This is a genomic window from Microbacterium sp. 16-032 (genome assembly GCF_041079455.1).
GTDB lineage: Bacteria > Actinomycetota > Actinomycetes > Actinomycetales > Microbacteriaceae > Microbacterium > Microbacterium testaceum_A.
In genome coordinates, this window is the sequence record NZ_JBFYGQ010000004.1 from 474,636 (window position 1) to 486,920 (window position 12,285).

Annotated in this window: 12 protein-coding genes and 1 tRNA gene; 10 read left to right on the forward strand and 3 right to left on the reverse strand. The window is 71.3% G+C overall.

From position 1 onward, the window contains the following. The first annotated feature begins 154 nt into the window (after nt 1-154). On the forward strand, nt 155-1,948 hold the full coding sequence (locus AB6V31_RS11130) for an ABC-F family ATP-binding cassette domain-containing protein (protein WP_369365679.1): 1,794 nt from the start codon (nt 155-157) through the stop codon (nt 1,946-1,948). Between the two features lie 67 nt (nt 1,949-2,015). Here AB6V31_RS11130 and AB6V31_RS11135 read toward each other — a convergent pair whose 3' ends face one another. Next, a complete protein-coding gene (locus AB6V31_RS11135; RefSeq protein WP_369365680.1) occupies nt 2,016-3,683 on the reverse strand; it encodes a PHP domain-containing protein in 1,668 nt (555 codons plus the stop codon). Nucleotides 3,684-3,837: 154 nt separating this feature from the next. On the opposite strand from AB6V31_RS11135, the gene AB6V31_RS11140 reads away from it, so the two are divergent. Beyond that, nucleotides 3,838-4,575 (forward strand): hypothetical protein, encoded by a 738-nt coding sequence (locus AB6V31_RS11140; RefSeq protein WP_369365682.1) that lies wholly within the window; start codon nt 3,838-3,840, stop codon nt 4,573-4,575. Between the two features lie 47 nt (nt 4,576-4,622). Here the strand turns inward: AB6V31_RS11140 and AB6V31_RS11145 are convergent, their stop codons facing one another. Both AB6V31_RS11145 and AB6V31_RS11150 read right to left on the reverse strand, forming a co-directional pair. Then, entirely contained in the window at nt 4,623-5,135 is a 513-nt protein-coding gene (locus AB6V31_RS11145; RefSeq protein WP_056228662.1) for a hypothetical protein, read from the reverse strand. Beyond that, nucleotides 5,132-5,629 (reverse strand): MarR family winged helix-turn-helix transcriptional regulator, encoded by a 498-nt coding sequence (locus AB6V31_RS11150; RefSeq protein WP_143017973.1) that lies wholly within the window; start codon nt 5,627-5,629, stop codon nt 5,132-5,134. The genes AB6V31_RS11145 and AB6V31_RS11150 overlap by 4 nt, the downstream gene beginning before the upstream one ends. A gap of 103 nt (nt 5,630-5,732) precedes the next feature. On the opposite strand from AB6V31_RS11150, the gene AB6V31_RS11155 reads away from it, so the two are divergent. The 8 genes from AB6V31_RS11155 to AB6V31_RS11190 all read left to right on the forward strand — a co-directional run bounded on the left by AB6V31_RS11155 (nt 5,733) and on the right by AB6V31_RS11190 (nt 12,275). After that, nucleotides 5,733-5,804 (forward strand) — tRNA-Gln (locus AB6V31_RS11155). A gap of 1 nt (nt 5,805) precedes the next feature. Continuing rightward, a complete protein-coding gene (glmU, locus tag AB6V31_RS11160) occupies nt 5,806-7,254 on the forward strand; it encodes a bifunctional UDP-N-acetylglucosamine diphosphorylase/glucosamine-1-phosphate N-acetyltransferase GlmU (RefSeq protein WP_369365684.1) in 1,449 nt (482 codons plus the stop codon). Beyond that, nucleotides 7,244-8,278, forward strand: coding sequence for a ribose-phosphate diphosphokinase (locus AB6V31_RS11165; RefSeq protein WP_268104290.1), 1,035 nt, complete (start codon nt 7,244-7,246; stop codon nt 8,276-8,278). The genes glmU and AB6V31_RS11165 overlap by 11 nt, the downstream gene beginning before the upstream one ends. Before the next feature lie 208 nt (nt 8,279-8,486). Continuing rightward, complete coding sequence (locus AB6V31_RS11170) at nt 8,487-8,984, forward strand: hypothetical protein (protein WP_074696781.1); 498 nt, start codon at nt 8,487-8,489, stop codon at nt 8,982-8,984. Between the two features lie 5 nt (nt 8,985-8,989). Continuing rightward, nucleotides 8,990-9,868 (forward strand): FAD:protein FMN transferase, encoded by an 879-nt coding sequence (locus AB6V31_RS11175; protein ID WP_369365686.1) that lies wholly within the window; start codon nt 8,990-8,992, stop codon nt 9,866-9,868. Nucleotides 9,869-9,917: 49 nt separating this feature from the next. Beyond that, nucleotides 9,918-11,471 carry an FAD-dependent oxidoreductase gene (locus AB6V31_RS11180; protein WP_369365688.1) on the forward strand — a complete coding sequence of 518 codons (1,554 nt, stop codon included), beginning with the start codon at nt 9,918-9,920 and terminating at the stop codon, nt 11,469-11,471. A 43-nt stretch (nt 11,472-11,514) separates the two neighbouring features. Beyond that, nucleotides 11,515-12,117 (forward strand): hypothetical protein, encoded by a 603-nt coding sequence (locus AB6V31_RS11185; RefSeq protein WP_369365690.1) that lies wholly within the window; start codon nt 11,515-11,517, stop codon nt 12,115-12,117. Continuing rightward, complete coding sequence (locus tag AB6V31_RS11190) at nt 12,114-12,275, forward strand: hypothetical protein (protein WP_369365692.1); 162 nt, start codon at nt 12,114-12,116, stop codon at nt 12,273-12,275. Before AB6V31_RS11185 ends, AB6V31_RS11190 begins: the two co-directional genes overlap by 4 nt. Nucleotides 12,276-12,285: the final 10 nt, after the last annotated feature.

The window sequence follows — 12,285 nt, forward strand, 5'->3', positions numbered from 1 at the left end:
TGACATGTCGGCGTCAGATCGCGCCTGATTCGTCAGGAGTTTGCCGTCTCGGCGCAGGGAAACCCGCCCGAGCGCCTCGCACGGGGAGGGCCGGGTGGATGCCGGCACCCCGGCGCGCGCGATCGCCTCGGGCACCGCGTAGCCTGGGACGGATATGGCACATCTGCTCGGGGGCGAAGCCCTGCACCTGGAATACCCGACCAAGGTCGTCTTCGACTCCGTCTCGCTCGGCGTGAACGAGGGCGATCGCATCGGGATCGTCGGCCGCAACGGTGACGGCAAGTCGAGTCTGCTCGGCATGCTCGCCGGTATCCGCGAGCCCGACGGCGGGCGCGTGACCGTGCGCGGCGGGGTGACCGTCGGCGTGCTCGACCAGCAGGACACCCTCGACGACGACGACACCATCGGCCACGCGGTGGTCGGCGATCGACCCGAGCACGAGTGGGCGGGCGACTCCCGTACGCGCGACGTGATCGCGGGCCTGCTCGGCGATCTGCCCTGGGACGCCCGTCTGGGGGACCTCTCGGGTGGTCAGCGGCGCCGTGTCGCGCTGGCCAAGCTCCTGTCGGGCGATTGGGACGTGCTGTTCCTCGACGAGCCCACCAACCACCTCGACGTCGAGGCGATCACGTGGCTCGCGGGTCACCTCAAGAAGCGGTGGGCGCCCTCGGCCGGCGGCCTGCTCGTCGTCACGCACGACCGGTGGTTCCTCGACGAGATCTGCACCGCGACGTGGGAGGTGCACGATCGGATCGTCGAGCCCTTCGAGGGCGGCTACGCGGCGTACATCCTGCAGCGCGTGGAGCGCGACCGGCAGGCGGCATCCATCGAACAACGCCGTCAGAACCTGGCCCGCAAGGAGCTCGCGTGGCTGCGCCGCGGGGCGCCGGCGCGCACGTCGAAGCCGAAGTTCCGCATCGACGCGGCGAACGAGCTCATCGCCGATGTGCCCGAGATCCGCGATAAGGTCGCCCTGCAGTCGCTCGCGGTCGCCCGCCTGGGCAAAGACGTCGTCGACCTGCTCGACGCGGGGGTCACCTTCGGCGACAAGACGGTTCTGAAGGACGTGGAGTGGCGGATCGCGCCGGGGGAGCGCACCGGCATCCTGGGCGTGAACGGTGCGGGCAAGTCCACGCTGCTCAGCCTGGTGACCGGCTCCCTCGAGCCGACCAGCGGCCGCGTCAAGCGCGGCAAGACGGTCAAGGTCGCCACCCTCACCCAGCGCCTCGACGAGCTCGACCAGCACCTGAACGACCCCGTGCGCGTGGTCATCGCCGGGTTGCGCACCACCTACGCGTTCGGCGCCGGCTCGAAGTCGCAGGAGCTTACCCCCGGGCAGTTGCTCGAGCGCCTCGGCTTCTCAAGCGCGCAGCTCTCGACACCGGTGAAAGACCTCTCGGGTGGCCAGAAGCGGCGCCTGCAGCTGCTGCTCGTCATCCTCGATCAGCCGAACGTGCTGATCCTCGACGAGCCCACCAACGACCTCGACACCGACATGCTCGCGGCGATGGAAGACCTGCTCGACTCGTGGTCCGGCACCCTCATCGTCGTTTCGCACGATCGCTATTTCCTCGAGCGCGTCACCGACCAGCAGTACGCGATCCTCGATGCCAGGCTCCGTCATCTTCCCGGGGGCGTGGACGAGTACCTGCGTTTGAGGGCGCTGCAGGATGCCGAACCCTCGCGGTCCGCGACGTCCTCCGGTGCCTCCGCGACCCCGGGCCTGCAGGGCGCCGAGCTCCGCGCCGCGCAGAAGGAGGCGTCCGCCGTGGAACGCCGTATCGAGAAGCTGCAGCAGCAGATCGACAAGGCGAAGGCGGCGTTGGCCGACCACGACCAGGCGGACTACGAGGGGCTCGGCAAAGAGATGCAGCGCATCTCGGCCCTCGAGGGCGAGCGCGACGAACTCGAGATGACCTGGTTCGAGCTCACCGAATCCATCGGCTGAGCCCTCGGGACGCCGCGACGGCGAACGGCCCGTCCCCCGGAGGGAACGGGCCGTGCTCGATCGACGATCAGCGCACCGACACGAAGATCGGGTTCGTGTAGAGCCACGTGTCGAGCCAGGGGTTCCCCTGACCGGCCGCGTGCGGCTGCGGGGCCCGCGGGTCCACGTCCGCCCCGCGCGGGCCGGTGCCGTGCACCTTGCCGTCGCTTCCGCGCACGCGCACGTAGCCGTCGACGTCGGCGGTGCCCACCGGGATAACGATCTGGAACGCCGAACCGCTGCGGTCGCTCACGTCGCGCAGCTCGATGACGCGGGTTCGGGGAGCGGCCATCGTGTCGCGGTCGCTCGCGGCGCCCGTGATCTCGCCGCGGATCACGTCGAGGTGCGCGAGACGGGGCAGGATGCCGGCGGAGTTGCGCTCCGTGGTGGGCTCGACGTCGATGACGATCTCGATCTTCGTGCCCGTCGGTACCCGCAGGGTCCCGCCGAGTGTGGCGGTGTTGGCGGTGTCGTCGGCGGCGCGCAGGGTGACCGCGAGTCCGGCGACGAGGTGCCCGTGGTCGACCCACATGCGTCCCGCGCGCACGGCGTCGAGGACGGCGGTGTGCGTCTTGTCGGCGGCGCCGACGTGGGTGCGGCTGAACTCGCCCGGCCACAGGTCGCTGCCGCCCTGCGGGGAGGCGGTCGACACGGGGTCGGGTCGGCGACCCGCGCGGTTGAAGTTGGCCAGCGTGGCCCCGTTGTCCCACCCCGAGCCGGTGGGGAAGTCGCCCACGCGGGTGTTGTCGAAGTTCTTCAGGTGCAGGTCGCTGTTCGTGGTGATCCACCAGCGCCGGCCCTCGCTGAGCAGAGCGTCCCACATGCCGCCGACGACCGCGGTCATCCAGTCGAATCCGCCGTGCGCCCGGTACGCGCTCGTGGGGAATCCCGGGAACGAGTAGTCGCTGCGGGAGTTCTCGTACTCGCCACGCTGCGAACGGTCGGTGGTGTTCGCCGCGAGACCCGAGGCCTGCGCCCCCGGAGCCCCCTCGAAGCCCACGAAGACGTCGGGGTCGGCATCCTGCCACGCGCGCAGTTCGCCGGGGGAGTCGATGCCGAGTCGGCTGGGATGGTTGGCCAGGACGAGCACGTCGTCGACCACGCCCGCCTTGCGCTGCTGGCCGAGCCACGAGATCCCGTCGACGGCGTGCTGCAGCCAGTCGGCGGCGTCGCTCGTGTTGGGTCGGGGCTTCTCCCACTGGTTGAGCTTGCCGTCGTAGGTCAGCTCGAAGTGGCGCAGCACCTCGGTCACGCGAGGGCCGGGGGCGACCAGCACGGTGCCGTGCTCGGCGGCCGGGATGTACCACTCGAGGCCCTGGAAGACGAGGAGATCGGGTCGGGCTCTTCGCGCCGCCTCGATCTCGCGCGCCGCGTTGAAGACGCCGCCGACGTTCGCGTGACCGACGTTGCTGTGCTCGGTGAAGGCGATGGCATCCACCCCGAAACGCTGCGCCTGGTCGAGGATCGTCGTCATCGCGTACTTGGCGTCGTGCGAGTAGACCGAGTGCACGTGATGGTCGAAGACGAGCCAGCGCAGGGCCTTTGGGTCGGTCACGGCCGTGGGCGTGGTCGCGGCCACGGCGCTCGCGGCGGCTGCGGGCCCGAACGACGACGCGGCGGACGCGGTCGTGACCGCGGCGGCGGCTGCGGCGAGGAAGGTGCGGCGGGAGAAGCCGGAAGGGGTGTGAGAGGGCATCGCAGACTTTCGTGAGAGGGGTCGCCGGGAACGTAGGGGCCGCGGATGAATCGCGGGTGGACGCGCGGTGATGTTGACGTCACCATCCGTTCACCCGGTGGACCGCACGGTGCGGCACAGTCCGTTCGACCTCACCACCCGATCGAGAGCAGCCATGTCGTCCACCCCCGTGCCCACCCGCCTCCTCCCTTTCGCCGCAGCCGCGGTCCTCGTCACGGGTCTCGTGCCGCTCGGTGCCCTGGCCGCGTCCGCGGCGAGCCCCCTCGTGCTGCGGGATGCCGCGGGCACGGCCGTCTTCTCGGGTGACGCCGCCGCGTATCCCTCCTTCGGCACCGCGACCTTCGCCGACGGCTGCCCCTCCGGAACGAGCGATGGGGCGCGCCTGTCGGTGGCGGCCGGAGGCAGCACCGTCGTCGTCTCGGCGACCGTGCCGGTCACCGCGGGCGCGGCGGTGAGCGTCCCGATGGGCTCCTCGTTCACGGCGGTCGTTCCCATGGGCACGACGAGCGCGACCCTGAGCCTGGAGTGCCTCGCGCTGTCGTCCGGGGTGCCCTCGTCGATCCTCCCCGTCGCCAGCCTGCCGGTCACCCTGTCCGCGTCGGGTTGGGCGGTCCCCGGTCAGCCGAGCCCCTCACCGACCACGTCGCCGACCGGCCCCGCGCCGTCCCCGTCGGCCTCGGGATCGGCCGCCCCCGACCCCGCGGCAGCCGCCTCGGCCACCCCTGGCCCCTCGACCTCGGCCACCCCGGTTGCGGCCGCGGCCTCCGGCTCGGACCTCGCGGTCACGGGTGCACAGGTGGCGGGCGTTGCGGGCGTCGGCGCCGTGCTCGCCGTCGCCGCCGGTCTCGTGTTCCGTGCGCGCGCTCGTCGTCGCACGGCGGCGCAGGACTGATCGCCCGTCCGCTCGGGGTCGTCGCTGCTGCGGCGGCCCCGTCGCCGTCAGTGGACCGCGTACTCCAGCACCACGATGAAGACGCCGAGGCAGGCGGTGGCGAAGGCGCCGAGGAGTCGGACGGGGATCGACGCCTTCCGCCGGGCGTACGCGCCGTAGCCGAGCAGGGCGAGCACGGCGAAGGTCGCCCACATGCACAACTCGAACGCGTCGCTCACCGAGACGCCGGTCATCCCGGCCCAGACGAGCACGAGGATCGAGGGGATTGACGCGTAGAGCATCCCCGCCCCGTGCCGCATGCCCTCGCGGGTCGCGCGGCGGAGCCCGTGGGTGGCGTGCTCGGTCAGGGTGTGCGCGAACACGTGCGCGATGAAGAAGACGACGAGCGACAGCGAGGCGCTGCCGATCACCTCCCACACGTTCTCGGTGTGGTCGTCGGCGATCGAGACGAACGCCGCGAACACGATCAGGCCGTAGATCGCCGCGGGGGAACGGAAGCGGACGCCGAACCACGCCCGGACGCGCGCCCAGCGCGACAGCGACTCCGCCGGCGCGCTCACGCGTCGAACCCCAGGCTCAGTTTGCGCAGCAGGGTGGCGAGTCGTTCGCGGTCGCCGCGCGAGAGTCCCTCGAGCAAGAGGGCCTCGGCGTCGACGAGGCGGGTGATCGCGGCATCCACCCGTACTCGTCCGTCGTCGGTCAGCGTCACCAGAATGCTCCGTCCGTCTCCGGGGTCGGCCTCGCGACGCACGAAACGGCGGGCGACGAGACGATCGATACGGTTCGTCATCGTGCCGCTCGAGACGAGCGTCTGCTGCAGCAGCTGCTTCGGGCTCAGCTGGTACGGCTCGCCCGCCCGGCGCAGCGCCGAGAGTACGTCCCACTCCCACGACTCGATGTCGCTGCGGCGGAACGCCTCTTTGCGGGCGAAGTCGAGGTGTCGCGACAGGCGTGCCACGCGCGAGAGCACCTCGAGGGGCGAGAAGTCCAGATCGGGGCGCTGACGCATCCACGCATCGACGATGCGGTCGACTTCGTCGCTGTCCCGGGTCACGGTCTCATTATGTCGAGTGCTCGGCAGGTCGGTCGGCGCGCGCGGGCGGGCGGAACGCCCGGCGTCCGGGTCTGGCAGACTTGACCGGTGCCCTCGGGCACGGTCCGCCGTGGTGTAACGGCAGCACGACAGCCTTTGGAGCTGTTAGGTCCAGGTTCGAATCCTGGCGGCGGAGCATGACATCACCGACCGAGTTGGCCGTCGTCGTCCTCGCTGCGGGTCAGGGAACGCGCATGCGCTCCCGCACACCGAAGGTCCTGCACCCGGTCGGCGGTCGCCCGCTCGTCGGCCACGTGCTCGACACCGCGGCATCCCTCGATCCGGCCCGCATCGTCGTGGTCGTGCGTCACGAGCGCGAGATGGTCGCCGAGACCGTGGCGGAGCTCGCCCCGGGCGTCGTGATCGTCGATCAGGACGAGGTGCCCGGCACGGGTCGCGCGGTCGAGGTCGCCCTCGACGCGCTGGACGGCTTCGAGGGCGATGTCCTCGTGCTCAGCGCCGACGTGCCGTTGCTCGAGACCGGCACGCTCACCGAGCTGCTCGCGACCCACCGCAGCGGCGGCACCGCCGTCACCCTGCTGAGTGCGCGGGTCGACCAGCCCTTCGGGTACGGCCGGATCCTGCGCGACGAGACCGACGGCGTGCGCCGCATCGTCGAGCAGAAGGACGCCACGGCCGACGAGGCCGCGGTCACCGAGATCAACGTGGGGGTCTACGTCTTCCGGGCCGGTCCGCTGCGTGCGCAGCTCGCCCTCGTCGGGACCGCGAACGCCCAGGGCGAGAAGTACCTCACCGACGTGGTCGGGCTCCTGCGCGACGCGGAGATGGGGGTCGCGGCGTCCGTCACCGGCGATGCGTCCGCCGCACTCGGCGTGAACGACCGTGTACAGCTGTCCGAGGCCGGGCGCACGCTCAACGCGCGCACGGTGCGCCGCTGGCAGCTCGAGGGCGTCACGGTCGTCGACCCGGCGACGACGTGGATCGACGTGACCGCGACCCTCGCCCCCGACGTCACGATCCTCCCCAACACGCACGTGCGCGGGGCGACCGTCATCGCCTCGGGCGCCACCATCGGCCCCGACACGAGCCTCGTCGACTGCGAGGTCGGCGAGAACGCGACGATCACCCGCACCGACGGCACCCTCGCGGTCGTCGAGGCCGGCGCCAGGGTCGGCCCGTTCGCCTACCTCCGCGCGAACGCGCGCGTCGGCGTGAACGGCAAGGTCGGCACCTTCGTCGAGGTGAAGAACTCCTCGATCGGCGAGGGGAGCAAGGTCCCGCACCTGTCGTACATCGGCGACACCGAGATCGGACGCGGCGTCAACCTCGGTGCCGGTGCGATCACGGCGAACTACGACGACATCGCCAAGCACCGCACCGTCATCGGCGACGAGGTCCACAGCGGATCGCACAACGTCTTCGTCGCGCCGGTTACGATTGGAGCGGGCGCCAAGACGGGTGCCGGCGCGGTGATCCGCAAGGATGTCCCGGCCGGTGCGCTGGCGCTCAGCGTGGCACCCCAACGCAACGTCGAGGGGTGGGTCGAGAAGAACCGACCGGGCACCAGAGCGGCCGACGTGGCCGCTCAGGCTCGGGCTGAACAGGAAGCGGCCGATGGCTCGTAAGAAGAATCGTGTAGACCTCGACCGCGACAACGGCATCGCCCCCGGGCTCGTCGCCAAGACCAAGAAGCGACTCGTCGTCGCCTCGGGCCGCTCGCACCCCGAACTCGCGAAGCAGGTGGCCGAGCACCTCGGTACCGAGCTCGCCCCCACCGAGCACCGCACCTTCGCCTCGGGTGAGATCTACACCCGCTTCGAGGTGTCGATCCGCGGCTGCGACGTGTTCGTCGTCCAGTCGTTCGGTCCTCCGGTCAACGAGTGGCTCATGGAGCTGCTCATCATGCTCGACGCCCTCAAGCGGGCCTCGGCCAAGCGCATCACGGTCGTCGCGCCGTACTTCCCGTACTCGCGTCAGGACAAGAAGGGCCGCGGTCGCGAGCCCATCAGCGCCCGCCTGGTCGCCGACCTGCTCAAGACCGCGGGTGCCGACCGCATCATGAGCGTCGACCTGCACGCCGCGCAGATCCAGGGCTTTTTCGACGGTCCGGTCGACCACCTGTTCGCCAAGCCGGTGCTGCTCGACCACTTCGAGCGGGGCCTCTCCGCCGAAGACCGCGAGACCCTCACCGTCGTGTCGCCCGACATGGGCCGCGTGCGCGTGGCCGACACCTGGTCCGACAGCCTGGGCGCCCCCCTCGCGATCATCCACAAGCGTCGCGACCCGAAGGTCGCCAACCAGGTCTCGGTGCACGAGATCGTCGGCGACGTGAACGGCCGCACCTGCCTGCTGGTCGACGACATGATCGACACCGGCGGCACCATCCAGAAGGCCGCTCAGGCCCTCAAGGCCTCGGGCGCCCGCAAGGTCATCGTCGCCGCGACCCACGCGATCTTCAGCGACCCGGCCACCCAGCGTCTGCAGGACCCCGCGATCGACCAGGTCGTCGTCACCGACACCGTGCCGATCTCGGCCGAGCGTCGGTTCGAGCGTCTCGAGGTGCTGCCGATCGCGCCCCTGCTCGCGCGCGCGATCCACGAGGTCTTCGAGGACGGCTCGGTCACGAGCATGTTCGGTGGCGACGCCTGACCACCGCCGTTCCGTTCGCATCCGGCCGTCTTCCCCAGGGGGAGGCGGCCCAATGCGTTCCGTCCGAGGGTCGATTCTCGAGGCAGGCCCCTCCGGCGGCGTCCGTCCTCGCACAGCTCGCACAAAAGAATGAACCCGGTGGCGGCCAAGGTCGTGTTCCTACCGTGAGCACGTACGCGCCGCGAGGCACGACCGAAGGAGGACCCTCATGATCCGCACCACAGCCGTACCCCGTCCCGTCCGCATCGGCACCGCTCTGCTGGGTGTCGCCGGCATCGCCACCCTCGCCGGGTGCGCCGGCGGCGCGACCACCGGCGACGCCGCCCCCGCCGACACCGCGGCCCCCGCCGCGAGCTCGGCCCCCGCCACGACCTCGGATGCCGCCGCCGGTGGCTCGACCGCGTCGGGCACCTACAAGGACGGCGAGTACGAGGCCACCGGCCAGTACGCGACGCCCGAGAGCGTCGAGACCATCGACGTCACCCTCACGATCGCCGGCGACACCGTGACCGCGGTGAAGGTGACCGGCGACCCGCAGGCCGCGGAGTCCAAGCGCTACCAGGGCGAGTTCATCGGCGGCATCCAGAGCGAGGTCGTGGGCAAGAAGCTCGACGAGATCTCGGTCAGCAAGGTGGCCGGTTCCTCGCTCACGAGCGGCGGCTTCAACAAGGCCGTCGACTCGATCAAGTCCGAGGCCAAGGCCTGACAGCCATGAGCACGCCGCTCGCCACGGGGTCGATCTGGACCTTCGACGCGATCGGTTCGTCGTGGGCGATCGAGACGGCGCATCCGCTGCCCTCGGTCGCCCGCGACGCGGTGTCGACCCTCATCGAGCGGTTCGACCGCGAGTGGTCGCGATTCCGCGACGACTCTCTCGTGTCCTCGCTCGCCGAGGGGCGTACCGCGTCGGTTCCCGCTCCTCGAGACGCGGATGCCATGTTCTCGCTCTACCGCGAGCTCGATGCGGCGACCTCCGGTGCCGTCAATCCGCTCGTCGGCGACGCGTTGGCGCGCCTGGGGTACGACGCCCGGTTGACTCTCGCTCCGTGGGGAGCGCCGCAGCCGGCGCCCACCTGGAGCGAGGTCCTCACGTGGGACGACGACCACGTGCGGGTCACCGCTCCCGCCACCGTCGACGTCGGAGCGCTCGGCAAAGGGCGACTGGTCGACCTGGTGCTCGACGCGGTGAGATCCCACGTGGACGGCGACGCCGTCGTCGACGCGTCGGGAGACCTCGCCGTCCGCGGGGCGCCCGTGCGCGTCGGTCTCGAGCACCCCTACGACCCGACCCGCGCCATCGGCGTGGTCACCGTGGCGGACCAGTCGCTCTGCGCCTCGGCCATCAACCGCCGCGCGTGGGGGGACGGTCTCCACCACGTCCTCGACGCCCGCACCGGTGCGCCCGTCCGGGCGTACGCCGCCACGTGGGCCCTCGCCGAGACGGCGATGCGCGCCGACGCCCTGGCCACCGCGTTGTTCTTCGACGGTGGGCCCGAGTTGGCGGCATCCCGGGACGCCGAATGGGTGCGCATGCGCACCGATGGCCGCGTCGAGTGGTCTCCCGGCTTCTCCGGCGAGATCTTCTCCTGAGCCCGTCCTTCCCATCCCCCCCGTTTCGCCTCCTCTGAAGGGTTCCCCCATGAGCACCACGCTCACCGCCGGTTCGACCCGCGTCCTCGGCCTCATCGGTCGCGTCTCGATGTACCGGCTCGTCATGGCGTCGCTCGGTCTTCTCGCCGTCTTCTCGCTCGTCCTGTCGTTCGCGGGCCTGGTGGTCCCGCAACCTCTGGCGATCGTCGCGAGCGCCGTGGTGCTCGCCGCCGCGTGCGCCCTCGCGGATCTCGTCGCGCAGAGTCTGCTCCGGATGCCGCGACGCCTGGAGTCCTCACTGATCACGGCCGGTATCCTGTTGTTCGTCCTGCGTCCGTCGGTGGAGCCGATGGGCCTGGCCGGCCTCGCTCTCGCCGGTGTCGTGGCATCCGCCTCGAAATACGTGCTCGCCTGGCGCGGTCGGCACATCTTCAACCCCGCCGCGACCGGCGCGACCGTCTTGACGATCGTGAGCATCTGGGCGCCCGACCTGGGGTCTTCGGCGTGGTGGGTCGGTTCGCCGTGGCTCGCGGCACCCGTCCTGGTGCTGGGAGTGCTGCTTCTGCTCCGCACCGACAAGTTGCCGATCGTGGTCGTCTTCTGGGTCGTCGCGATGGCTGTCGCCTTCCTCCGCACGAGCGTGCAGTTCCAGGCCGCGGGATTCCCGGTCGATGTGCCGAGCGTGCTGCTGCAGGTGGCGTTCTCCTCGCCCTTCCTGTTCCTGGGCGCGTTCATGCTGTCCGAGCCCCTGACCCTTCCGCCCCGTCGCGTGCAGCAGTATCTGGTGGCGATCGTCGTCGGCGTCCTGGCCGGGTGGCCGCTGCCGGTGGGCGAGATCACGCTCGGTCAGGAGCGCGCGCTGCTCGTCGGCAATCTGCTCGCCTTCCTGTTCTGCCTGCGCGCGGCCGTGCGCCTGCGCCTGGACCGTCGGCGCGATGTCACCCCGACGGTGCGCGAACTTTCGTTCCGGGCTGCCCGGCCCTTCTCGTTCCACCCCGGGCAGTACCTCGAACTCGACGTCCCGCACCGCCGACCCGACGCTCGGGGAACGCGCCGCGAGTTCTCGATCGTCTCCGCGCCGGAAGACCTGCCCGAGGTGCGGATCGCCTTCAAGGACGGTTCGCAGTCGTCGTACAAGCGGGCCCTGACCGCCGTCGAGCCGGGGGCGACCCTCGCCGTTACGGGGGTGTGGGGCGACTTCGTGCTCCCCTCGCGGCCGACCTCGCCCGTGCTGCTGGTCGCGGCCGGGATCGGTGTGACCCCGTTCGTCTCGCAGCTGCGCCACCTCGTGGCGACGAACCAGGACCGCGACGTCGTTCTCGTGTACGTGGTGTCCGAGGCGTCCGAGCTCGCCTTCCGCGACGAGATCGCCGCCGCGGGGATCCCCGTGATCGTCTTCTCGCGCGACGAGCCGCGCGATCTGCCCCAGCGCTGGGTGTGGGCCGGACCGGATCGAGTGGATGCCGAGGCGCTCCTGCGGAACGTCCCCGACATCGCACAGCGCGCCGCGTACGTCTCGGGCCCGCCGCGACTGATCTCGGCGCTCGCGCCCGCCCTGGGCAAGGCGAGGTCGCTGACGACGGACGCGTTCGCGGGGTACTGACACCACGGTGGCGGTGCGGGGCCCGAGCGGGAAGAGTGGGGGCATGGAGTCCGGATTCTTTCCCGCCGACCTGCCCGCCGCCGAGCCTGCCGTCGAGCCGCGTCGAGAGCGGACGCCCTCGTTCGAGCCGTCCGCCGACGAGCTTCCGGCGCCGTTCGCCGTGTCGGAGGTCATCGCGCGGGGCGAGAACCTCGTCATCGCGCTGACGGGCGTGCGGATCTTCTCCGACGGCGTCGAACTTCTTACCGAGCGGCACCTGCGGCGCGGGACGGCCGACGAACGCGGCTGGCGCGAGATGCACGGAATGTTCGCCGAGCACTGGGGGAGGGCGCCGCTGACGCCCGAGCGGCTGCGCTGGGGCCTCGTGCTCGGCGACGGCACGCGGCTCTTCGCTGAGGACCGCTTCGGGGCCCCGGCTGACGGCGTGGACGGCGGCGCCTCCGTGCGGGTGAACGGCGGGAGCGGGAGCGGGGACGACCACCGCTACACCATGTGCAGCCAGCTCTGGCTGCACCCGCTGCCCCCGGAGGGCCCGCTCGAACTCGTCGTCCAGTGGCCCGCGTTCGGTATTCCCGAGTCGCGGGTCATCCTCGACGGGGGAGCGTTGAGCGCTCTCGCAGCGAGCGTGCGGCCGCTGTGGGGGTGAAGCGCGCTCGGGGGGCCGTCGCGGTGCTCGCGACGGTGGCGTACGACGTCGACCGCACCGGTACCGTCTACGACGGCCCCCTCGCGCCCGACATCGAGGTCGCGCCCGGTCCCGACCTCGAGGCGGCGCGGGCGGCGGTCAGGTCGCGGTGCGCCTGACCTCCGGCAT

Coding starts and splice junctions, on each gene's coding strand:
- glmU (WP_369365684.1), top strand. CDS start 5,806: ATGACATCACCGACCGAGTTGGCCGTCGTCGTCCTCGCTGCGGGTCAG.
- AB6V31_RS11185 (WP_369365690.1), top strand. CDS start 11,515: ATGGAGTCCGGATTCTTTCCCGCCGACCTGCCCGCCGCCGAGCCTGCC.
- AB6V31_RS11175 (WP_369365686.1), top strand. CDS start 8,990: ATGAGCACGCCGCTCGCCACGGGGTCGATCTGGACCTTCGACGCGATC.
- AB6V31_RS11140 (WP_369365682.1), top strand. CDS start 3,838: ATGTCGTCCACCCCCGTGCCCACCCGCCTCCTCCCTTTCGCCGCAGCC.
- AB6V31_RS11130 (WP_369365679.1), top strand. CDS start 155: ATGGCACATCTGCTCGGGGGCGAAGCCCTGCACCTGGAATACCCGACC.
- AB6V31_RS11135 (WP_369365680.1), bottom strand. CDS start 3,683: ATGCCCTCTCACACCCCTTCCGGCTTCTCCCGCCGCACCTTCCTCGCC.
- AB6V31_RS11165 (WP_268104290.1), top strand. CDS start 7,244: ATGGCTCGTAAGAAGAATCGTGTAGACCTCGACCGCGACAACGGCATC.
- AB6V31_RS11180 (WP_369365688.1), top strand. CDS start 9,918: ATGAGCACCACGCTCACCGCCGGTTCGACCCGCGTCCTCGGCCTCATC.
- AB6V31_RS11170 (WP_074696781.1), top strand. CDS start 8,487: ATGATCCGCACCACAGCCGTACCCCGTCCCGTCCGCATCGGCACCGCT.